Origin of the sequence: Roseateles sp. PN1, from assembly GCF_038419725.1 — a bacterium.
GTDB lineage: Bacteria > Pseudomonadota > Gammaproteobacteria > Burkholderiales > Burkholderiaceae_C > Paucibacter_A.
Genome location: NZ_JBCARA010000008.1, coordinates 35,855 through 57,871, shown reverse-complemented (window position 1 = coordinate 57,871; position 22,017 = coordinate 35,855). Strand labels below are relative to the sequence as shown.

At 63.8% G+C, this 22,017-nt stretch carries 20 protein-coding genes; 5 read left to right on the top strand and 15 right to left on the bottom strand.

The window, feature by feature from the left end; translation table 11 throughout:
- Positions 1-161 precede the first annotated feature (161 nt).
- On the bottom strand, positions 162-485 hold the full coding sequence (locus tag AABB87_RS13630; RefSeq protein ID WP_341971752.1) for a DMT family transporter: 324 nt from the start codon (positions 483-485) through the stop codon (positions 162-164).
- A 2-nt stretch (positions 486-487) separates the two neighbouring features.
- On the bottom strand, positions 488-838 hold the full coding sequence (locus tag AABB87_RS13625; RefSeq protein ID WP_341971751.1) for a DMT family transporter: 351 nt from the start codon (positions 836-838) through the stop codon (positions 488-490).
- A 615-nt stretch (positions 839-1,453) separates the two neighbouring features.
- Between AABB87_RS13625 and AABB87_RS13620 the strand changes: the two genes are divergently transcribed.
- Positions 1,454-1,960: a cytochrome c gene (locus AABB87_RS13620; RefSeq protein WP_341971750.1), complete on the top strand. Its 507-nt coding sequence runs from the start codon at positions 1,454-1,456 to the stop codon at positions 1,958-1,960.
- A 74-nt stretch (positions 1,961-2,034) separates the two neighbouring features.
- Here the strand turns inward: AABB87_RS13620 and AABB87_RS13615 are convergent, their stop codons facing one another.
- From AABB87_RS13615 to AABB87_RS13580, 8 genes are all read right to left on the bottom strand, one after another.
- A complete protein-coding gene (locus AABB87_RS13615; protein ID WP_341971749.1) occupies positions 2,035-2,544 on the bottom strand; it encodes an FKBP-type peptidyl-prolyl cis-trans isomerase in 510 nt (169 codons plus the stop codon).
- An 86-nt stretch (positions 2,545-2,630) separates the two neighbouring features.
- Positions 2,631-4,199, bottom strand: coding sequence for a flavin monoamine oxidase family protein (locus AABB87_RS13610; RefSeq protein WP_341971748.1), 1,569 nt, complete (start codon positions 4,197-4,199; stop codon positions 2,631-2,633).
- Positions 4,200-4,434: 235 nt separating this feature from the next.
- The gene (locus AABB87_RS13605) at positions 4,435-6,045 is read right to left on the bottom strand and encodes a polyamine aminopropyltransferase (protein WP_341971746.1); all 1,611 of its coding nucleotides are present in this window, start codon (positions 6,043-6,045) and stop codon (positions 4,435-4,437) included.
- 92 nt (positions 6,046-6,137) lie between these two features.
- Positions 6,138-7,106 (bottom strand): PA2778 family cysteine peptidase, encoded by a 969-nt coding sequence (locus tag AABB87_RS13600; protein WP_341971745.1) that lies wholly within the window; start codon positions 7,104-7,106, stop codon positions 6,138-6,140.
- Positions 7,103-7,501 carry a PA2779 family protein gene (locus tag AABB87_RS13595; protein WP_341971744.1) on the bottom strand — a complete coding sequence of 133 codons (399 nt, stop codon included), beginning with the start codon at positions 7,499-7,501 and terminating at the stop codon, positions 7,103-7,105. The genes AABB87_RS13600 and AABB87_RS13595 overlap by 4 nt, the downstream gene beginning before the upstream one ends.
- Positions 7,502-7,630: 129 nt before the next feature.
- Complete coding sequence (locus AABB87_RS13590; RefSeq protein ID WP_058720259.1) at positions 7,631-7,855, bottom strand: DUF350 domain-containing protein; 225 nt, start codon at positions 7,853-7,855, stop codon at positions 7,631-7,633.
- Between the two features lie 22 nt (positions 7,856-7,877).
- The gene (locus AABB87_RS13585) at positions 7,878-9,521 is read right to left on the bottom strand and encodes a DUF4178 domain-containing protein (protein WP_341971743.1); all 1,644 of its coding nucleotides are present in this window, start codon (positions 9,519-9,521) and stop codon (positions 7,878-7,880) included.
- Entirely contained in the window at positions 9,514-10,584 is a 1,071-nt protein-coding gene (locus AABB87_RS13580) for an SPFH domain-containing protein (RefSeq protein WP_341971742.1), read from the bottom strand. The genes AABB87_RS13585 and AABB87_RS13580 overlap by 8 nt, the downstream gene beginning before the upstream one ends.
- A 239-nt stretch (positions 10,585-10,823) precedes the next feature.
- On the opposite strand from AABB87_RS13580, the gene AABB87_RS13575 reads away from it, so the two are divergent.
- Both AABB87_RS13575 and crcB read left to right on the top strand, forming a co-directional pair.
- The gene (locus AABB87_RS13575; RefSeq protein ID WP_341971741.1) at positions 10,824-11,315 is read left to right on the top strand and encodes a molybdenum cofactor biosynthesis protein MoaE; all 492 of its coding nucleotides are present in this window, start codon (positions 10,824-10,826) and stop codon (positions 11,313-11,315) included.
- 19 nt (positions 11,316-11,334) lie between these two features.
- Positions 11,335-11,715: a fluoride efflux transporter CrcB gene (crcB, locus tag AABB87_RS13570; protein WP_341971740.1), complete on the top strand. Its 381-nt coding sequence runs from the start codon at positions 11,335-11,337 to the stop codon at positions 11,713-11,715.
- Here crcB and AABB87_RS13565 read toward each other — a convergent pair.
- From AABB87_RS13565 to AABB87_RS13555, 3 genes are read right to left on the bottom strand one after another with little or no spacing between them, the layout of a single operon-like run.
- Positions 11,700-13,394, bottom strand: a complete 1,695-nt coding sequence (locus AABB87_RS13565) for a sensor domain-containing diguanylate cyclase (RefSeq protein ID WP_341971739.1) — start codon at positions 13,392-13,394, stop codon at positions 11,700-11,702. The two genes, crcB and AABB87_RS13565, sit on opposite strands and share 16 nt — an antisense overlap.
- A 2-nt stretch (positions 13,395-13,396) precedes the next feature.
- Complete coding sequence (locus AABB87_RS13560; protein ID WP_341971738.1) at positions 13,397-13,906, bottom strand: hypothetical protein; 510 nt, start codon at positions 13,904-13,906, stop codon at positions 13,397-13,399.
- 5 nt (positions 13,907-13,911) lie between these two features.
- Positions 13,912-15,219, bottom strand: coding sequence for a hypothetical protein (locus tag AABB87_RS13555; protein ID WP_341971737.1), 1,308 nt, complete (start codon positions 15,217-15,219; stop codon positions 13,912-13,914).
- 276 nt (positions 15,220-15,495) lie between these two features.
- Between AABB87_RS13555 and clpB the strand changes: the two genes are divergently transcribed.
- Positions 15,496-18,090, top strand: coding sequence for an ATP-dependent chaperone ClpB (gene clpB / locus AABB87_RS13550; RefSeq protein WP_341971735.1), 2,595 nt, complete (start codon positions 15,496-15,498; stop codon positions 18,088-18,090).
- A gap of 122 nt (positions 18,091-18,212) precedes the next feature.
- Here clpB and AABB87_RS13545 read toward each other — a convergent pair whose 3' ends face one another.
- Positions 18,213-19,589, bottom strand: a complete 1,377-nt coding sequence (locus tag AABB87_RS13545; RefSeq protein WP_341971734.1) for a L,D-transpeptidase family protein — start codon at positions 19,587-19,589, stop codon at positions 18,213-18,215.
- Between the two features lie 28 nt (positions 19,590-19,617).
- Positions 19,618-20,808 carry a nuclear transport factor 2 family protein gene (locus AABB87_RS13540; RefSeq protein ID WP_341971733.1) on the bottom strand — a complete coding sequence of 397 codons (1,191 nt, stop codon included), beginning with the start codon at positions 20,806-20,808 and terminating at the stop codon, positions 19,618-19,620.
- Positions 20,809-21,001: 193 nt separating this feature from the next.
- Here AABB87_RS13540 and AABB87_RS13535 point away from each other — a divergent pair, with 193 nt between their 5' ends.
- Positions 21,002-21,973, top strand: a complete 972-nt coding sequence (locus AABB87_RS13535; protein WP_341971732.1) for a type IV pilus assembly protein FimV — start codon at positions 21,002-21,004, stop codon at positions 21,971-21,973.
- Positions 21,974-22,017 lie beyond the last annotated feature (44 nt).

Below are 22,017 nucleotides of genomic sequence, written 5' to 3'. Positions count from 1 at the left end.
TGTGCGGCAACTCGCGCATATTCCAAGGGCTCGACTGTCGATGACAGGCGAGCCCTTGATTCAATCAGTTCAAAGGTGCGGTGACTGCTCAGCGTCTCTTGAGGAAAAGTTGCTGCCAAGCCGAGCCCAGATCTTGCCGGGGCAGAAGGCGCGATGCCTTCTTACTCGACCAAGCTCAGGATCAACACCGCCGCAATGACCAGCGCAATGCCTAGCCAAGCAATCGGCTTGAGTCGGTGGCCGAACAGCAGTCGCCCACAGATGGCCGTACCCAAAATGCCGATTGAGCCCCACATCGCATAGGCCACGGCGAGATCGATGCTCTTGATGGCTTGGCCCAGCATCAGGAATGCCAGCCACAGCATGGCGATGGCGCCGAAACCCCAAGCACGGTTTTTGAAACCATTGGATTTCTCAAGCATCATATTGGCGGCAATATCGCTGCAGGCCGAACCCATAATAAAAATAATTGGCATCGTCTGCATAATCAAGACTCCTCGCCGAGTGCTACGCACACGATGCCCATCATGACCAACGCAAGTCCAAGCAGCTCAGTGCCCGACAAGTCTTCCTTGAACACCAGCACACTCACCAGCGAAAGCGAGGCAAGTCCGATGCCTTCCCACACGGCATAAGCAATGCCGATCGAGATTTGTCCAATGGCTTGCGATAGCAAGTAGTAGGACGCCGCCAAGGCCACGGCCATCAACAAATAACCCTGGAAACTATCACCGCGCGAAGCATTCGCCATCAGGGTGGTGCCAGCGACTTCGGCAGCAATGGCTGACAACAAAAACAGCCGCGCAACGATCAGATTCCTGTTCTTAAAACTAAGCATAAGTTCACCTATAATTTATTCCTTTGAAAATAAAGTTTTGCAATTTTACTACAAGGCCTTAACTTTATAAAATAGATAAATTTCTTTGTTGTTTGGCTTGTGTAATTTGATTGTTGAGTTTTTGTGTTTGAAAAATATTATTGACGGGCGTAATTGTATTTAATGGATATTTAGCGCATCGCAAGGGACTGAAACCCGCCTGAAAATGAGGTTTAACCGACGTACTACTTCTTCCGGGGTAGTTGTATACATTGCCAAGCAATAAGGCCAATCAAAGGCGTGAAAGGCCGTTCTAGCTTTTGCCCGCCAAACCTCAATGCGCTGCGACCGCTGCGGGCATCAAGCAGATATGCCGATCAGTGCTGTGCGCGGCACAAAAAACGGCCGGGAGTGGAGGCAACGATGGGCTGCTTCCCCTAGGTTTGGTCATGAGGGTCAGTAAGAGCAGAGAAGCGGCAAAGCCGGCTTCATTCAGCCTCGAGCCATCGCAAGATCTTCTGCATACCCAATTTGACGATTGGGCCCAAGCCAATGGCCAGCATGATCTTGATCAATTCCAAGCCGCATGCTCAGGCCACAATGGCTGCACACCATAGCAAGCAGGAGGCCGACGAGATGAGTGCACCACAAGCCGCCCAGTCCTTCCATCACCGTGTACCAGCGGGTCGTCGCACGCTTTGCGGCGCGGCCGTGCTGAGCACGCTATTGGCCTTGCTACTCAGCGGCTGCGCGGTCGAGTTTCAAAACAAGCAGGGCGCCAAAGAGATCGCCGAGGCGGCCAAGCCGCCGGGTTCGGTAGCTACCGGCTGGCGCGTGTTTCAAGAGAACTGCGCGGCCTGCCATGGCGCTGCCGCCACCGGCACGGTCAAGGCCCCCGATCTGCTGCCGCGTGTGCGTGAGATGGGTTCCGACCGCTTTACCAATTTGGTGCTGAAGCGCTATGACTGGTCCGCATCCCAGGCTGGTGGCAATTCGGCAGGATTGAGCACCCGCCCGGTCGGCCAAGCCGTCATGCCGGCCTGGCAAAGTGACCCGGTGGTGAACGCCCATATCGTTGACCTGTACGCTTACCTCAGCGCACGCTCGGAAGGCAGGCAAGGGCCCGGGCAGCCGCTGCGGTAACAAATCTGAGGGTTTGCCGGGCTTTCTGGTCGGCCAGCTCTTGTCTTCAGCCACCGCAGGGCACTGCGCCTGCTTCAGGGCGCCACGATGCCCAGCAATTCCACCTCAAAGACCAGCGGCGTGTTGGGCGGAATCTCGCCGCCACCGGCGCCGCGCTCGCCATAGGCCAGGTTCGAGGGGCAATGCAGCAAGGCCTTGCCGCCGACCTGCATCAGCTGCACGCCTTCGGTCCAGCATTTGATGACGCGGGACAGCGGGAATTCCGCTGGCATGCCGCGCTTCAGGGAACTGTCGAACTCGCGGCCGTCCAAGAAGCGGCCGACATAGTGCACCCGCACCTTGTCAGCGGCGGTCGGGTGCGCGCCCGTACCCACCTTCAGGGGCTCGTAGCGGATGCCCGAGGCAGTGGTCAGCGCCTGCGCCGCACCCGCCGGGGCGGCCGATGGGCTGCTTGCGGCATTGGTGGGGGCGGAGGCTGGCGCTGCGGCGGCTTTGGCCGTGTTCTTGGCTGCGGCAGCTGGTTCAAGCACAGCAAAGCTGCTGAGCGCCAAGGCCAGGGTGACGATAAGACTTGTCTTGGTCATGAAGATTGCGTTGAGAACAAAACGTCATCATCGCAGCCTAGAGGCAGGCCTTTGCCATCACCGCTGGCGCCGCAGATGGCGGCGCGTCAGCGGTGTTTGCCGGCGATCATTGCGGCCACCTCGACGCCCCGCGTGTAGGCCTCTTCGAACACCGAATAGCCGGCCAGATCGCTGTGCGCAAAATGCAGCCGGCCTTGCGGGCGACGCAAGGCCGCCAGGCTGCTGGCGCCGCGCAGAACCGGCACGGGGATGCTCATCGCATGGCCCCAGCGCATCAGGTCGGCGCGCAGCAGCTGCGCGGGCAGATCGGGGTGAACATGGCTGAGCTGGGCCAGCACCTGGCCCAGCCAGGGCCGCCAGTCGGCTTGCAATAGCTCCGCCCGGCGCGCTTGCGGCAGGGCCCAGTAGGCAGTCAGCACGGTGGCGCCGCTCTGCGGCGACAGGCTTTGGTGCATGGCATCGACATAGCCCAGGGCCTGGCCGCCGTAAACCACATTGTCCCAAGATGGCGGCGCGCCAACGCGTTGCAGCAAGGGCGCACCGATCTGCAGATTGGCCACCAGCCAAGGCGCATAACGCAAGACTTGGGCGGCATCGCGCAGCGGTGCGAGCGAACCAGCAAGCAGCCGATTGGCGATGAAGAGCGGCGTGGCCAGCACGACCTGCTTGGCTTCCCACACCTCGGGGCTTTGCGTTGCCTCGTTCCAGGCCTGCACCTGGACTTGATGTTTGTCTGGGCTGATGCGCAGCACCGTGCGGCCGCTGTGTAACTGGGCTTGCAGGCCGGCGCTCATGGCCTCGATCAGATAGCCATTGCCTTGCGGCCAGGTCAGCACTGGCTCGCGCTCTTGGGCGCTATCACCAGGCGGGTGAAAGCCGTGGCGGCTGGCGAAATAGTGCAGGCCGGCCCAGGCCGAGACGGTGGTCAGGCCGGCACCAAAGTCATCGCGGCAGCAGTAGTCCAGATACCAAAGCAGCTGAGCGTCGTCCAGGCCTTGGCTGCGCAGCCAGGTGGCGAAGGTCTGTCCGTCCAATTCAGCGTGCTTTGGTGTCCAGCCCGCGCGGTGGCTGGGGATGGTGAAGCGCAGCTGGCGCTGCACGGCGTCCACTGCCGCCTCGAAGCGCTGGTATTGCTCGCGGGTGCCGGGTGTGAGCGCGGGTGGCAACAAACCCTCATGCCATTGGCCTTGAAAGAACAAGCGCTCTTGCGGGCTGTGGCAAAGATGGCGCTCCTCGTAGACCGCGCGGCCGAGCACTTGCCGTACCAGGCCCAGCTCTTCCAGCAGGTGGTAGACCTCGGGGCTGTCTCGGCCCGGCACCGGCAAGTAGTGCGCGCCCAAGGGGCAAGCCATGCCGCCCATCTGATGGCCGCGGCTATTGCCGCCGGCGCTGTCCTCCAACTCCAGCAGCACCACATCATCATGCTTGGCATTCACCAAGGCGCGCGCGCAGGCAAGACCTGACACCCCGCCTCCGATGATCAGGGTCTGGCAGCGCTTGACAGGAGCGGCGGTGAAGTCGGGCAAAGCCGCACGCAGGCGGTGGCCGCGCGCGGCCGAGGCGCCGACCCAGCCACCGGCCACTTCAGGCGAGGGGGCTTGGCAGGCGCCGAGCAGCGCCGTACCGGCGCCAAGGATGAGGCTGCGGCGTTTCAACCTAGATCCGGCAGTTGGACGCGCACGAAGGGCTTGCCAAGTGGTGCGCTGGCAAGGCACGCCGACGCAGTGGGCTAATGCCCACAAGGAGAAGCAACGCAGCCAGCGTGCCGCTTGGCGAGCACGGCGGGCGTGTAGCGTTGTCGGCCAAATGATGTGGGCGGTTCATCGGTCGGAAAGTCCTAGGTATAGCTGCGTCCAAGATAGCTCAAGCGGTCAACTGCCGAATCTAGGTTTAGTGCACCTTGCCCCATTCAGTCTCGAATTCATGCACCAGGGCCTGGTTCGACAAGCGGTTCACTTCCGTGGGCAGCCTTGCCATATCAGGTGGAAAGTTCATCAGCGCCGGCAGGCCGGCCAGGTTCAAAAAGCGCAGCCCGCTCGGCAGCGTGCGTGGCGCGGCAAAAGGGCGGCGCGAGGCAAGCACAAAACCCCACTCGCCAAAGCTGGGCACATGGGCGTGGTAGGGCGTGGTGCTGAAACCCACCGCCTCCAGCGTGTTCACCACGGTCCAGAAGCTGCGCCGCGCAATCAGCGGCGAGGTGGTTTGCACGACGGCATAGCCGCCGGCGCTGAGGTGCTGGTCCACCAATTGGTAAAAGCTGGTGGTGTAGAGCTTGCCCAGGGCGAAATTGCTGGGGTCGGGGAAGTCGATGATGATGACGTCGAAGATCAGCGCCGGGTTTTGCTCCAGCCAGCCGAAGGCATCGGCGTTAACAATCTTCAGCTTGGGGCTCAAGAGCGCATCTGCATTGAGCTGACGCAGCAAGGGCAGGGTGGCGAAGAGCTGGGTCATATGCGGGTCCAGCTCCACCAGGGTGACGCTTTCCACCGAGGGGTAGCGCAGCACCTCGCGCACCGCCATGCCATCACCGCCGCCCAGCACCAGCACCTTCTTGGGCGCGCCGTGGCCAGCCATGGCCGGGTGCACCAGCGACTCGTGATAGCGGTATTCGTCCTTGGAGTGGAACTGCAGATTGCCGTTCAGAAACAGGCGCACGCCGCCATTGCCGGCGGTGACGACGACGCGCTGATAGTCCGAGCTTTCACGCACGATGATGTGCTCACCGTAGAAGCGGTCTTCGGCCCAGCTGCTCAAGCGGTCGGCGCCCAGCATGGCGGCGCTGAGCAGCAGCAAGCTCAGGCCACAAGCCCAGGCGTGGCTTTTGAAGGCGCGCAGCTCATGGCGAAACAGCAGCAGAGCCCACGCCGCCACCAGCACATTCAGCAGGCCGAAGAACAAGCCGGTGCGCACCAGGCCCAGATGCGGCACCAGCAACAGCGGGAATGCCAGTGCCACCACCAGGGCGCCGAGGTAGTCAAAGGTCAGCACCTGCGAGACCAGATCGCGCAAGGCATAGCGTTGGCTGAAGTGCTTTTTGAGGATGCGCATCACCAGAGGAATCTCCAGCCCCACCAGCGCGCCCACCAGCAGCACCAGGCCGTAAAGCAGTATGCGAAATCCGGCTTGCTGGCCGGGCGGCAGCAGGCTGTGGGCCGCAAACAGGGCGGCCGGCATCAGCCCGCCGATCACACCCACCAGCAACTCAATCTTGAGGAATTGCGCGATGAGTTGGCGCTCCACAAAACGGCTCAGCCAAGACCCTATGCCCATGGCAAAGAGGTAAGTGCCGATGATGGTGGAGAACTGCAGGATGGAGTCGCCGAGCAAGTAACTGGCCAGCGCACCGGCCGCCAACTCGTACACCAGACCGCAGGCGGCGATGACGAAAACGCTGGCGAGCAGCAGCAGTTCTGGCAGAGAGATTGAGCCGCCCGGCGGCTGAGAAATACCCGCGTGGACGGGTGAATCGGCGGATGGCAATGGAGCGGCGGGGCAGGTCATGGGCGCAAGGTTACTGCATGGCTGCGCGGGCGCCGGCTCGGCGGCGACTTGGGCTTCATCCACTGCCACTCAGCCGGGCTTTGACGCGCCCCTCAAGGCTCAGCGTTCAAGCGGCGCTGCAAATCCTGGTAGCGGCTCAACATCGGGCCGCCAAGGGCCACGGCCCGTGTGATGGCCTCGCGCGCAGCAGGCGTTTGCCCTCGCTCCATCAAGACCTGAGCCAGGTTGTTCCAGGCCAGTGCCGCTTGTGGATGAACTTGCGTCGCGCGGCGAAAGGCAGCCTCGGCGGCGGCAAGGTCGCCGCTGGCATAAGCGCTGTTGCCCGCGCCCATTTGCAGCAGCAAGTCATCCGGCCAGCGCTGCAGGGCGCTGGCATAGGCGGGTCTTGCGGCTGCCGCGTTCAGGCGCTCCAGCGCGGCGATGGCCGGGCCAAAGCTGGCAGCCTGGGCGGTGGCGGGGAGTTGATCGGCAGGCAGGGCCAGCATGGCCCAATGCTCGCCGCGCGCCCAGGTGCGCTCGAAGGCCGAGAGCGACATTTCCAGCTGGGACGTCAAACCGGAGTGCAAGGTGACGGTGTTGCGCTCGCGGTCGTAGCCGATCAACACGGCGTAATGCCAGACCGGATAGATGGGTAAGGATAGGTTTTGAAACACCAGCACCGGGTGGCCGGCGGCCACTTCGGCCAGCACCGCATCCAGGCGCGGCGGCACGAGGTAGGCCGGCAAGCCCTGGCGGCGCGCGGCCACCAGCATTTCAAGCTGGAGCGAGCCCTGACGGCCGGGCAGGTAAACCTGAGGTTTGAGCTGCTCGGCCGAGACCTTCATGCCAGCGGACTGCAGCAGCATGGCCAGCGCGGCGGGACCGCATTCGAATTCTTCTTGGGCGATGAAGGGCGTGTCGGCCAGCAAGACCTGTGCAGGCAGCTCGGCCGGCCATTGCGCTTGCAGCTCGCGCACCGGCGTGGCCACGCAGCCGCTGAGCAGCAGATTCACCGCCAGGGCGCCAGCAAGAACAAAGCCCGCCAGGGCGGGCTTGTTGTGCTTTGACTTGCTTGGGCTCACCGCACCGAGCGGGTGAAGGGGAAGACCTTGGTCAGGCCCAGAATGTCGGTGACCAGCAAGATGATGAAGATGGTGAAGATCAGGCCCAGGACTTCGCCGCCGGCGGGGGCTTGGGCAATGCGGCCGTCCAACTGGGCGACTTCGGCGTCGCTCATGGCATTGACGCGTTCTTGGGCGGCCTGGGCATCCACGCCTTGGCCGACCAGGGCGCGCTGCACATCGCTGCGCTCAAAAAACGCTTGCACGCGCTCGCGGGCGCTGCCGGTGGCGGCCGCATCAGCGGGGGCGAGCAAGGCCTCGGTGGGGATGATGTCTGCGTGGGCGCGCATCGGCACGCTCATCAGCGTGCAGGACACCACCAGGGTGGAAGCGATAAGGCGTTGGATCGTGGACATGATTATTGGCGTCAGGAGAGCGAGGGTCGCCGAGTGTAGGCGTCACATGGCTGCGCCACCGAGCAGCCTTACAAACTGATGCACTCTGCCCATGGCGCACCGACCAAGCCAGGGCTGGGCGGCGCCACGTCAGCCGTGAATCGCCGCCGCCACAATCTGCCCGATCGATATGCACATTGCTGCCACCACGATGGCCAGGGCCACGTTTTTGCGCTCGACGATTTCCTCCCACAGCTTGTAGGGGGTGAGCTTGTCGATGATGATGAAGCTGATCCAGAACACCAGCACGCCGATCAGGGCGTAGAGGATGGAGCCCAGCACGATGGCTGGCTTGAGCCATTCGAAACCTGTCATTTTGAAATCTCCTTGCGATGAGTCATTTGTGGCCGCCGCCGCTGCTTCCGTAGCCGCCGTAAGAACCGCCTACGCGCGCGCCACTGCCACCGCTGCGCTTGCACTGTGCGTACTCGGCGCTGTTCTCGCCATAGGTGTCGCGGGTGTTGTCACAGTCATCGCTGTTGCTGGACAGCACAATGATGAAGATGATGAAAAGCACGAAAAGCGCAATCGCCACTTTGCGGCCGATGCTGCCGACGTCGCCCTCCAAGCTGCTGCCAAGCCCGCGGCCCAGACCACCGATACCGCTCAAGGCCCCCGCATCGGTGGCCAGCGGCAGGCCGAAGGCCTTGGCGACGACGCTGGCGTCCAGCGTGCGGCCCCAGCTCCAGGTCACCTCATTGCCCGTTTGCTCACGGCTGAGCAACTCTTTGCCGGCGCCGACGCGGCATTCGTAATCACTGACCAGGGCGCGTTGATCACGCTTGACCTGCCAGTAGAACTCGCCCAGCACATGGGTGCTCTTGGCGGTGTAGCTTTGCGCGTAACGGCGCTTGAAGGTCTTGCCCTGCCACTCGATGGTGAAGCCCAGGGCGCGTGACTGGGTCGGCGCGCCGGTCAGCGGGCGCACCAGGCTCCAACCGTCTTCGCTGTCCACCAAGAAGACAAAGCCTTCGCGCTTGTTGAACAGCAGGTACTCACGCCAGAAGGTTTGCTCGGCAAAGTCATCCGCGCTGTCGGGGATGTCGCAGCGCTCTTGGTAGCCCACCACCTGCCAACTCAGCAAAGGCCCATCGCCAAAGGCCAGCGAACCACTGCGGCCCAGGGGAATGTCGGGTTCGCGGCCATTGGTTTGCGCGTAGTGGGGCAGCTCGGCGGCGGCGCTTTGGCTGATGTCGATCACCGCCTGGCATTGGCCGCAGACCAAGGACTTGGAGCCGTTTAATTTTGGCGTTAGCGAGGCGCCGCAGCTTGGGCAATTGAACTGGCGCGCACCCAGGGTCTTGCTGCTTTCTTCGCGCAGGCCTCGCATGGCCAGATCGTCGATGCGCACGGCCCGGCCCAGCGACCACTGCGGCGCCTCCGGCTTGGCATAGTCCAGCGTACCGACCTCGTCTTGCGCATTGCGCAGCTCGGCCACCAGGTATTCGCGCTGCAGCTCGGGTGGGCGCGGCAATTCACCCTGCGCGGCCAGCAAGGTGCTGGGTGTCAGCGCGGCCACGGACCAGGCCTGGCCGTTGATGATTTGCTGGCCGCCTAGTGTCAGCGCGTGGGCGGGTGGGGGCGGGCTGCTCAGTGGCGCATCGAAGGCGAGCACAAAGCTCCCGTTGTCCTCGGCCAACCAGGCGCTTTTGCGCACCGCCTCGCTGCCATCAAACAGCAAATGCCATTCGTTCCACTGACCCTCGGCATAGCCCAGTTGCAGGCGGCCCACCACGGTGAAGGCCTGGCCGCTGTAGCGGCCGCTGGCGCCCAGTTGCAGGGGCGAGTAGTCCTCGATCAGCTCGGCGCTGATGCCGATTTTGCGCAGCGCCTCGCCCTCGCGCAGCAGGCTGCTGCGACAGTAGCTGCAGACGGTGCAGGCGCTGGCGGCGGAGGCGAATTCAAGCGGGGCGCCGCAGTTGGGGCAGGCCGCTTGCCAGCGGCGCTGGGGCGCCGGGGCGGAGGCGTTCGAATCAGACAAGTTTCTTCAGCAGCTCGGCTTTTTTGGCAGCGAATTCTTCATCGGTCAAGATGCCCTTGCTGACCAGGGCGCCGAGCTTTTCCAGCATGGCAAACACCTCGTCGCTATTGGCGGCCGGCGCCGGTGCAGCAACAGTTGCGGCGGTCGCCGCAGCAGCCGCGGCAGCAGGCGCCGCGACCGTGCCCGCCAGGCCCGCGCCCAGTTGCTGGGCCAGCACCTGGCCCATGGCAAGACCTGCCCCCAGGCCCATCGCGTCGCCGGCCACACCGCCGCCGCCCGAGCCCACGCCTTCAGCCAGCTTGGGGATGGCTTGGGCGGTTTGGTACTGCATGAACTGGCCCATGTCTTTGCCAATCATGCCCATGCCGATTTTTTGGTCGAGGACTTTTTGCAGCTCCTCCGGCAGCGAGACGCTTTGCAGCGTCACCGCGTCAAGCTTGAGGCCAAGGCGCTCGAACTCAGGCGCGGTGGCCAGCAGCAGCTGCTTGGCAAACTCGACCTGATTGGCGGCCAGGTCCAGGAAGGGGATGCCACTTTGCGCCACCGCGTCGCTGATGTGTTGCAACATCAGGCCGCGCAGCTGGCCGTCCAGATCGGCCACGCCGTAGCGCTCGCGGGTGCCGGAGATTTCGGTGTGGAAGAGCTTGGCGTCGGCAATTCGGTAGGCGAAGTTGCCGAAGGCGCGCAAGCGCACGGCGCCGAAGTCCTTGTCGCGAATCGTCACCGGCTGCTGGGTGCCCCAGCGCTGGTCGATCTGCTGGCGGGTGCTGAAGAAGTAGACATCGCTCTTGAAGGGGGACTCAAACAGCTTGTCCCAGTTCTTCAAATAGGTCAGCACCGGCAGGGTCTGGGTGGTGAGCTTGTACATGCCGGGGCCAAACACATCGGCCACCTTGCCTTCGTTGACGAAGACGGCGATTTGCGATTCCCGCACGGTCAGCGAGCCGCCGTATTGAATTTCTTTGTCTGCGACCGGAAAGCGCCAAGCCAGGGTGCCATCGCCATCCTCGGTCCATTGGATGATGTCTATGAACTGCTTTTTGATGAAATCCATCAGGCTCATGGTGCGGGTCTCCTCGTGATCGTGGCTGCTGGCGAAAGCGCCGGTTCATTGTTTCAACTGGCGCCGGCCGGCTCGTGCTCGGTGGCGGCAGTATCCCCGAGTCGGCCTTGCGCTGAATGGCAGCATTCCTCGTTTTGTAGGAAAGACACCGCACAGCGGGGGTGAATCTTGCCCTCAGCTGTCGTTTGGCCCCCGGCTTTCGCGTTCGCGCGGCGCGCGTCAGATGCCACAATTCCGCCATGACTGCATCCACTTCCGCCCCGCGCGTACGCATCCAGACCGAGGACTTTGACCTCAGCCAAGAAACCCTGGCCTTGCGGGCCGACGATGGCGGCGTTGGCGCTGTGGTCAGCTTTGTGGGCACGGTGCGTGACCAAGTGGGTGGGGAAGCGCTGTCCCAAATGGAGCTGGAGCATTACCCCGGCATGACCGAGTCCAGCATCGAGTCCATGGTGGACGAGGCGTTCAAGCGCTTCAACATCCGCGGCGCCCGTGTCATCCACCGGGTGGGTGTGCTGCCGGCTTGCGCGCAGATCGTGCTGGTGCTGGTCAGCTCGGCCCACCGCGGCGAAGCCTTCCAGGCCTGCGAATTCTTGATGGATTATTTGAAAACCCAGGCCCCGTTTTGGAAGAAGGAAACGCTGGCCAGCGGCGCCCGTTGGGTGGATGCTCGGGTGACGGATGACGCGGCACTGGCGCGCTGGGGTATTCAGAGCGCCAACGCGCAATGAACTCGCAATGAACCCGCTGATGAATCCACTCTGGCTCAAGGTCTTGGCAGTGGCGGCCGGCGCTTCGGCCGGTGCCTTGCTGCGTTGGCGCGCGGGCTTGTGGCTGAACGCCACTTGGGCGGGCTTCCCGTTGGGGACGCTGGCCGTCAATCTGCTCGGTGGCCTGTTGATCGGCATCGCGCTGGAGTGGTTTGCCCGCACCCCCAATGAAGTCTTGCAGCTCTTGCTGGTGACGGGCTTGCTGGGTGGTTTGACCACCTTCTCGGCCTTTTCGGGTGAGTCTTTGATGCTGCTGCAGCGTGGTGATCTCGGGCTGGCGCTGCTGCATAGCGGGGCTCATATGTTGGGCGCCCTGGCGGCAGCCGCCCTTGGCATGCGCCTGGCTCAGGCCTTGCTTTGATGGGCTGACTGAGGTGGATTGGCCGCGCAGGCTTGGCTGAGCGACTCGGCCACACGCCAGGCGTTCTTGCCATGGCGCTTGACTTCGTACATGGCCGCGTCGGCGGCATTGAACAGCGCGGCGCGGTGCAGGGCGTGGCGCGGATAGCTGGCCAGGCCGATGCTGGCGCCTACCTGGGCGGTGCGGCCGTCGCGCAAGGCGATGGGTTCACTCATGATGCGCAACAAGTTTTGGGCGAGTGCTTGCACCATCGGCGCTTCGGCATCGACCCGGTCGAGCAGCAGCACCAACTCGTCGCCGCCCACCCGTCCCGCGATATCGCTGCTGCGGCGCAGTACGCCTCGCATGCGTTTGGCGCACTCCACCATCACGGCGTCGCCGGCCTCATGGCCGAGTTCGTCATTCACCTTTTTGAAGCCGTCCAGGTCCAGAAACAGCAAGGTCACCGCGTGACCGCTGGCCTGGGCTTGCTGCAGCATCTGATCCAGCGCGGCGATGACGCCGACGCGGTTTTTCAGCCCGGTCAGTCCATCGTGCAGGGCTTGATGGCTGGCCGCCGTTTCCTCTGACTTGCGTTGGGTGACGTCGTAGATCACGCCTTCCACCATGCCCTCGGCCATGTCGGCGCTGGCTTGCTGAACCGAGATCAGGCAGTGCACCCAACGCTGCTCGCTGCCTTTGCTGCGCAGGGCCAGGTCGGCGGCCATGGTTTGGCCCTGGGTATTGGCGTCGGCAATCATTCGGCGTACTTGCTCGGGATCGGCAAACACGGCGTCCACAAAGTCCTTGCTGGCCAAGTCGGCCGGGCTTGCGCCCTCGGCATCGATCAGACGCAGCACGGTCGGGTTGCTATTGATCAGGCGCCCGCCTGGCGTCAACACAAAGATGCCGGCGCTGGTGTGGTTGAAGATCTGCCGGTACTGCGCCTCCATGGCCGCAATCTCGGCGCGCAGCTGGCGCTCGGCCTGCAAGGCGGTTTCGGTAGCCGTCAAAAGGCCGTTCACCGCAATGACGACGGTGCCTACTTCGTCATTGCGGTGGCGTCTGTTCACGCTGAGGCGCTGGCCGCTGCCGGGTGCGATCGTGCTGAGTTGCTGGCTCAGCCGCATCATCGGCTTGGACAGCATGAGCAGCACCACATGGTTGAGCAGCAGGGCCAGAATGGTGATCAGCGTGGCCTGGGCGATGCCCAGCCAGCGAGCCAGGAGATTGGCCTCCTGGATGACCTGGGGCAAGCTGCCCTGTGCCAGCAAATGCCCCAGTTCTTCGGCGCCGTCGAAGGGTGAAACCAGGCGCCGAGTCACCAGCAATGAGGCCTCGACCGAGCCGGGGGGCGGCGCCGGGCTTCCGCCGTCCTGCGGGCTGGCCGCCAACACCTTGCCGGCGGTGTCTCCCACCCAGACCCGGGCCACATTGGGATCGCGGGCCACGCCTTTGATCAGCTCAAGCAGCAGCACCTGGTCTTCGGCGTACACGCCCACTGCTGCGGACTTCTCTATGGCGCTCAGCATGGACTCCAGCGTGGTTTTGGTCGATTCGCTGGCCTTCACAAAGGTCAGTCGCACCACCACCAGGCTGGCAAGCAAGGCGAGCAAGGTGGCCACGCCGATCAGAATGAGTGTGAACTTGCCGTGCAGGCTGCGACGGTAGCTCTGAAAGCGGAGCAGGGCGTGTCTCATGCTCAGTTGCTTCGGCTCAGGGTCATCACCAGCTTGGCCTGGCCTTCGGCTGGCGGGCTGCTCAGGTAAGCGATGGCGCGCGGATTGCGTTTGACTTCGGCCAGCAACGCTGAGTCACCCGCCAGCATTTTGGGTGGCACCACCCGACCTGTGAACAAGAGCCGCGCCCAGTAGCTGTCGATTTGAGCCAGGTCCATGCCGGTGAGCGCCAGGTAGAAAGCCTCGCGCTGTGCGCTGTCCCGCGGTTGGTCGAAGACCTCGGCAGGCCCGCCGCCGGGGAAGTTGCGGCTGCGGCCGGTGTAGAGGGCGATCAATTCTTTTTTGTCGATTTTGGCCAGGGGGTTGATATTGTTGACGATGACGTAAAGCTCGGCCCCATCTTTCGCCGCGCAAGGCTCGGTTCCGCCCAGCCACAGCACGGTCAGCCCCACAGCCAAAGCGCCTAGGCGAAGCAAACGATACAGTGCTTGGCGGCGGTGCAGGGTGTGGGCGGGCATGGTGCGGGCAGCCATGCGGCTCAAAAGACAAAGTCCAAGGTGGCGGAATAGATCTGGCTGCTGCCCGACTCAGAGGTGTTGTGCCGCCAGGATCCGGCGCCGTTGGCCTGGGTGTTGACTTGATCCACTTGCAGCTTGAGCGCCATGCGCGGAGCGAAGTCATAACGTAGGCCGAGACCGATCGAGCTTTGCTCGAAGCGGGCGGTGTTGGCCGCTTCGGCAGCTAAGGTGCCCAGGCCGGTGGCCATGGCCGCGTTCGGCGCGCCGATCACAGGGGTCAGCTCAGCCTGCCAATTCAAGGGTGCTGCGTTGGGCATCTTGTCCGCCTGGCTGCGCCCAGCGATCAGGTAGGCGCTCAGGCGCTGCCAACGTCGTCCCAAGGAGGCATAGCCTCGCCAGCCGGCTGAGAGACCCGAGGCCAGGTGGACATGGCTGGCTTCGGCGCTGCCGAACCAGGTGCTGGACTGGTATTGCAGTCCCAGCGATGCATATTGCGTCAAGCCCTGGGGGTACAAGTCATCGGATAGGTTCTGCGCTTGCTGCGCCACGGACGGCACAGGCAGTGCGGTGATCTGTTGCAAGGCCTGCTGCAACAGCCGCAAGTTGGCATTGGGCTTCACGTGGATATCGGCGCGGGCATAGCTGGCCTTGATCAGCCAATGCCCGGCCTCACGGCTGAGGGTGAGGACGGCTGTATTGCGGTTGCGTATGCGCAGAGAATCATCTATGCGCAAGGCTTGAATGGTGTTGAGGCCATTGCCCAGCTGCACTTTGGCGGTCCAGTCGGCGTGTTCGGTGTGCCAGATGTGGCTGAGGTCGGCGCCGTCGAGCGAGTTGATGGGCATCCAGCCATAGAACTCGATATTGGGTCGCACCCAGGGCAGGGCATAGCCCACATTACGCAGGTCAGCTTGTAAAAACACGTCCGGGCTGGTGCGGCCCAGGCGCAGATGCCAGTCCGCGCTGATTTGATAGCCCACAAACGCCCATTCGACCGCCTCGCCCAAGCTTGCGTCCTTGGCCCGTTGCCGCAGCACCAGTTGCAGCGCGGTGTCCCAGCGCTCGGCCGGCGCCCAGTTCAGTTGCAGGCCCAGCCGGGAGTCAACCAGGGCGCTGCTAGCGCTGCTGGCGCCGACCTGGGTTTGCTCGCGCGCCAAGAGCCAGTCGTGGTCGCTGCGGGTGTGGCTCAGACCTAAGGTGCCAAAGCCGCTGAGCCGCAAGCTGCTGGGCGAGTTGTCGCCAGTGTCGTTGGCGTGCACGCCAGCCACGCCAGCCACGCCAAGTGCCAACAGCAAGGAGGCCATCAGCTGCCGGCCAGCGCTTGCCATCAAAGGACGCCTCGCTTCATCGGGTGGACTCAAAAACACGCGGGGCCCTTGCTGCATGTCTTCCTACCGGCTGCATGGTGGTGCTTGACTATATGTCCGGATCCCTGTGCCGTCATGGGGTCGAAGTAATCAAGCAACACCCGGCAATTTCGCCGATGCCGGGGCTTCGCTGTTCAGCCCGGTCACCCTTCAACTGGCTTGCGCCAGATCAAACCGCCGGGACTTGAAATGACCTTCACTGCACCCACTTGCAAGCCCACGGAGGTTCCAATCATCATGCGCGTCGATAAATTCACTTCACGGTTCCAAGAGGCTTTGAATGAGGCCTCCAGTCTCGCGATTGCCCGCGACAACCCCTATATCGAGCCGGCGCACTTGCTGGCGGCGATGCTGCTGCAAGACGATGGCCCCCGGGCGCTGCTGGAGCGCGCCGGTGTCAATGCCGCAGCCTTGAAAACAGCGCTGGAGTCCATCATCGCCGGCCTGCCTCAGGTCAAGGGTGAAGGCCAGCAAGTGGGCGCCGGGCGCGACTTGGTGGCCTTGTTGCAGGCGGCTGAGAAAGAAGCCAATAAGCGCGAGGATCAATTCATCGCCAGCGAGATGTTCTTGCTGGCCTTGAGTGACGCTAAGAGCGACCTGGCCGGTGTGGCCCGCGGCCATGGCCTGACCCGCAAGGCGCTTGAAGCTGCCATCGATGCCGTGCGCGGCGGCCAGAAGGTCGACAGCGCGGAGGCCGAAGGCCAGCGCGAGGCGCTCAAAAAATACACCCTGGATCTGACCGAGCGCGCTGCCCTGGGCAAGCTGGACCCGGTGATCGGCCGTGACGATGAGATCCGCCGTGCCATCCAAGTGCTGCAGCGCCGCACCAAGAACAATCCGGTGCTGATCGGCGAGCCGGGCGTGGGCAAGACCGCCATCGTGGAAGGCTTGGCGCAGCGCATCGTCAACGGCGAGGTGCCCGACAGCCTGAAGAACAAGCGCATCCTGGTGCTGGACATGGCCTTGCTGCTGGCCGGCGCCAAGTATCGCGGCGACTTCGAGGAGCGCCTCAAGGGCGTGCTCAAGGAAGTGGCCCAGGACGAAGGCAAGACCATTCTCTTCATCGACGAAATTCACACCATGGTGGGCGCCGGCAAGGCCGAAGGCGCCATCGACGCGGGCAATATGCTCAAGCCCGCGCTGGCGCGCGGCGAGTTGCATTGCATCGGCGCCACCACGCTGGATGAGTACCGCAAATATGTGGAGAAAGACGCCGCCCTGGAGCGCCGCTTCCAGAAGGTGATGGTGGGCGAGCCCACGGTGGAGGCCACCATCGCCATCCTGCGCGGCCTGCAGGAAAAGTACGAGGTGCACCACGGCGTGCAGATCACCGACCCGGCCATCGTCGCCGCGGCCGAGTTGAGCCACCGCTACATCACCGACCGCTTCCTGCCGGACAAAGCCATCGACCTGATCGACGAGGCCGCGGCCAAGATCAAGATCGAACTCGACTCCAAGCCCGAGGTGATGGACAAGCTGGATCGCCGCATGATCCAGCTCAAGATCGAGCGCGAGGCGGTGCGGCGCGAGAAGGACGAGGGCTCGAAAAAGCGCTTTGACTTGATCGAGGAAGAGTTGCTGAAGCTGCAACGCGAAGCCAATGACCTGGACGAACTCTGGAAGTCTGAGAAAGCACAAGCCCAAGGCTCAGCCCATGTGAAGGAAGAGATCGACCGGATCAAGCAGCAGATCGAAGAGCTCAAGCGCAAGGGCGACTTCAACAAGCTCGCCGAGTTGCAATACGACCGCCTGCCCAAGCTCGAAAAGCGTTTGCAAGAAGCCCAGGCCAAAGAGGCCAGCAAGCAAGGCACGTCCGACAAGCCCAAGCTCTTGCGCACCATGGTCGGCGCCGAAGAAATCGCCGAAGTGGTGGCTCGCGCCACCGGCATCCCGGTCGCCAAGCTGATGCAGGGCGAGCGCGACAAGCTGCTACAAATGGAAACCAAGCTGCACCAGCGCGTGGTGGGCCAGGACGAAGCGATTCACGCGGTGGCTGATGCCATCCGCCGTTCGCGCGCGGGCTTGTCGGACCCGAATCGGCCGACCGGCAGCTTCCTCTTCCTTGGCCCCACGGGCGTGGGCAAGACCGAGCTGTGCAAGGCCCTGGCCGGCTTCTTGTTCGACAGCGAGGATCATCTGATCCGTGTCGATATGAGTGAGTTCATGGAGAAGCACTCGGTCAGCCGCCTGATCGGCGCACCTCCGGGCTATGTGGGTTACGAAGAGGGCGGCGCCTTGACCGAGGCGGTGCGACGCAAGCCCTATGCCGTGCTGCTGCTGGACGAGGTGGAAAAAGCCCACCCGGATGTTTTCAACGTCTTGTTGCAGGTGCTTGACGATGGCCGCCTGACCGATGGGCAGGGCCGCACGGTGGACTTCAAGAACACCGTCATCGTGATGACCAGCAATCTGGGCTCACAGCAGATCATGGCCTTGGTGGGCGAGCCCACCGAGGTGATTCGCGACGCCGTGTGGGGCGAGGTGAAGGCGCATTTCCGGCCCGAGTTCCTCAACCGCATCGACGAAACCGTGATCTTCCATGCCTTGGATGCGGCACACATCGCCGACATCGCCAAGATCCAGCTCAAGACCCTGGAGCAGCGCCTGGAGAAGATGGAGATGACGCTGGACGTCAGCCCGGAAGCCGTGGCGGAATTGGCCAAGGTGGGCTTCGACCCGGTGTTTGGTGCCCGCCCGCTCAAGCGCGCCATTCAGCAGCGCATCGAGAATCCGCTCTCCCGGCTGATTCTGGAAGGCAAGTTCGGCCCCAAGGATGTGATTCCGGTGGATGTGGTCGACGGCGTGTTCCAGTTCGGGCGCACGGTGCATTGAGACCTGCGCTGACGGCTAGCTAGATCGAGCCGTCACTAGAAAAAAAGTGGCGGGCCGTTTGGCTCGCCTCTTTCATTTGTGTGATCTAGCTTGGCTGGGCGTCAAGCCGACGCCCACGTGAATCAACTCACCACGCCATCAAAAAAGATCCGCCACTTGCCGGCTTGCTCGCGCCAGTACTGGCGCTTGAGCAGCGGGGCGGCATCGCTGCCGCTTTGCTCGCGGTAGGTGACGATCATGATGGGTTCCAGATCGTGGCCGGGCAGCACGCTCAGGCGCTCCAGGCTTTGCAGCGGCAGCGCCTGGTTTTGCATCAGGGCAAGCTTGTGCTCCAGGCGCTTGGCCTCGCTGTCCGAGCCGCGCTGAAGATCGGGCTCGTAAAGGCTGCGCAAGGTGGTGGCGTCCTGGCTCTTGCGCGCAGCCTGCCAGCTGGCAAAAGCGGCTTCGAAGGCCGGCGCGATATCGGGCTTGGCGCCTTGCTTGGCGACCCAGTCCACATGTTCCAGGATCAGCACCGGCGTCTCGCGTGCCTTGACCGTGTCGGCCAGGTACTGCATATCGTCGTTGCTGAGCACGATGCAGCCGTCGGTGGATTGCGGGCCGCGCGCATAGCTGCCGGCGCGCTCGCCATGCAGCCAGATGCTGCTGCCGCTGCGGCCCAGCAGGCGGTCGTACTCATTCGGGTAGTTGAGCGGCAAGGCGGCCGCGCCGTAGCGGGCCACCGCCTCGTCGCGCCTTATGCCCACCTGGTAGATGCCCAGGGGCGTGCGCTGATCGCCTTCTGCTTGTTTGCTGATGCCCGCCTTGCCCAGCGAGATATAGCTGTCTTTGACCAGGCGCAGGCCGTACTCGGCACTGTTTTCGAACAGGTAGAGCCGGGCCTTGGCCGTGTCCACCACGATGGCGTGGCGCAGCGAGCTGGACAAGCCCACCAACTCCTTGGGCACCGCGTCTTGCGGCGGCCGCTCCACCAGCGCGGCCAGGCGCAGCTGTGCTTCGGTGCGCAAGGCGCTGGCGCGGCTGACTTGCTCGGGCGTGGCGCCCAGCTGGGCAAGTGCTGCCGCTTCGGGCGTGGTGCGGGCCAGCAGCAGATCGGAGTAGGTCAGCTGCGCCAGCGAAAAATCAGGCTGCTTGGCGACCAGGGCTTGCACGGTGGCGAAGGCCTGGGCTTCCTCCCCGCGCGCCAGCATCTGGAAGGCCGAGATCAGCTGGCCTTCTGGGGTCTGGGCATTGATCTGCGCGGTCAGGATGCTGGGCTCCGCCTTGGCCGCCGTAGAGGAAGCGGCCGGGTGGCCAAAGCCCAGGCTCAGTGGGGCATTCGCCTCAACGCGGGAGGACAGCATATTCATGCCCGTCAGACCCAGCACGGCCGCGGCGGTGGCGCCGCCCACCAGCAGGGCGCCACGCAACCAGGGTTTGCCGGTGGCGGGGGCTGGCTTCTTACTCGGAGGGGACTGCTCTGGCTGCATCTCGGTCGTCACATCAATCGTTCTGGGCACGCGGCTGGCTTGCGTTCGGCGCGTCGGCTCAGCTGGAAGATTCTTGGCTCAGCAGCCAGGCGCCCGACTTGGACTTCACCAGGTTCAGGGTCTTGCTGCTCTTCACGCTCAGTGCGTCCGAGGTGTAGTTCTGGCGGAAAGTGACGGTGGCCTTGTTGCCATCGCCGTCTACCTTGATCTTCAGGCCTGAGACTTCCACTGCGATCTTCTTCTTGCCCATGATGCGGACGCGGCGGTCCTCTTCCCAGGCCTTGCGCGTGGCGGCCTTGCCCTTGAAGTCGGGCGTGTAGGCCTTGTAGTAGTCGTCCATATCGCGCCGGCTCCAGGCCTTGGCCCAGTTCTGCACGGCCTTTTCGATGGCTTGCTGCGATTCTTGCTGCGGGTTCGGCTTCGCAGCTTCGGCCTTGGCGACCTCAACTTTTGGCGCTTCAGGCTTGGCCACGGGTGTTGCGGCGGCTGGTTTGGCTGCGGCGGTCGTGGCCGGCGCGCTAGCCACGACGGGTGCCGGGGCCGCTGCCTTAGCCTGCACGACAGGCGCCGGTGCAGGCACGCTGACTGCGGGCGGGGTGGTGGCTTTGGCGGCAGCCGCTGGAGCCGGCGCCGGAGCGGGGGCAGGAACTGGCGCAGGAGCAGGAGTTGGCGCAGGAACTGGTGCCACGGCCGCCGCCTTGGCCGCGCGCGGGTCCACGCTGGGCTCAAACACGTTTTGCACCACGGCCAGCTTCAGCGGCAGCTGGTTGTCGCCCTTGTCCAGAGCCAGGGCTTTTTTGTAGGCTTGGCCGGCCAAGCGAGCGTAGACATCGCCCAGGTTCTGGAAGGCGGTGGCATAGCTGGGATTGGTGCGGATGGCCAATTCCAGGGCTTGGCGCGCCTTCTCGAAATCACCTTGATTGCCGTAGAGCACGGCCAGGTTGTTGTAGGGGCCAGGCAGCTCGGGGTTGGTTTCGATCAGCTTTTGAAACACTGCAATTGCCTCGGGCTCGCGCTTGAGCTGGGCCAGGGCATTGCCGCGCTGCAAGCGCAGGCGCGGGTCATTGGGCTTGGCCACCAGGGCTTGGTCGACCTTCTTCAGCGCATCACCCGCATTGCCTTTGGCCAGCAGGGCCTGGGCATCGCTCACTTCGTCGGCCCGGGCAGCGCCGGCGCTCAAACCAAGCGCCAGGCTCAGGGCCAGCGCGTGCAGGGGGAAGCGTGTCAAGGACGAGGTGTGAAGGGGCATGGTTGCGGCCTGGTTTTGGGTGGCCGGATTGTAGCGGTGGGGCCACCCACGGCCGGCCATCGCGCCCAAGCCAGGGCGGGCTGCGTGCTAGAGTGCCATGGCAAATTTCATGCCCTGTCTTTTGCGCTTGCAGCTCGCGCGAAAAGCCGAGCTTCCCTTGACCCTTCCAGCCTTCGCAGAAAGCCGCCAACCCGTGCCCTCACGCCGCCGCGCTGCCGCCGTTTTTGCTGCTCATCTCGCTGCTCAACTGGGCCTTTTGCTGAGCTTGACTTCGCCGGCGCAGGCCTTTGAGCTGGGGCGGCCGCAAACGCTGTCGGGCTTGGGCGAGCCGCTGTCGCTGAAGCTGCCCTTGCGCATGAACGCGGGGGAGACGCTCAACCCGGATTGCATTCAGGTGCATATTGAGTCAGGCGAAAATCGCCTGACCGCGGGTGATGTACAGAAGACGGTGGAGCTGCATCCCGAGACCCAATCCGGCACCGTGTGGCTGCGCAGCAGCGTGCCGATCGAAGAGCCGGTGATTAAGCTGGCCATCGGCTGCCCGCTGCAACATCTGACCGCGTTTGTGGACCCGGCTCAGTCGGGGGGCGCTGCGCATGCCGCCGTGAACACGACCGGCGACTTGAAATGGGCGCCGAGCGCGGCTGGCATTGCGCCCGCTGCGTCGGCTTCAAACTCGGCCAAGGCCCAGCCTCAGGCTAAGACGCCGCTCACTTTGGCCACCGAATCAGGCCTGCGCCTGGACGGGCAAGTGGGCCAGGTGGGCCAGACTAAGCGGCGCCCCTCGGCGGCCGACAACTGGCAGCACGACGATGCCGGTAGCCGTTTGAGCTTGGCGTTGCGCCTGGCCCAGGATGTCGGCGAGGCCTTGCTGTCGACGCCGGAGGCCGTGGCGACGCGTCTGCGCGAAGCCGAGCGTGAGTTCAATCAATTGCAGCGCGAGCAGCGCAGCCTGGATGCGCAAGTCGATCTGCTGACCAAGCAATTGCAGCAGGGGCCGACGGAAGCGCCTTCTGGCCTGGGCGTGGTGGCGATGCTGCTGGGCTGGGCGCTTTTGCTGATTGGCGCTGCGATTTACTTCTGGCGCCGCCGGCAAGGGGCACAAAGAGGTGTGCGTAAGGGTATGGGAAAGGGCGCCCGGCGGGATGCCGCTGCCGCTCTTTAGAATGCACGCTTCACATTGACGGCGCGGCGGCCTTGCTAGGGGCG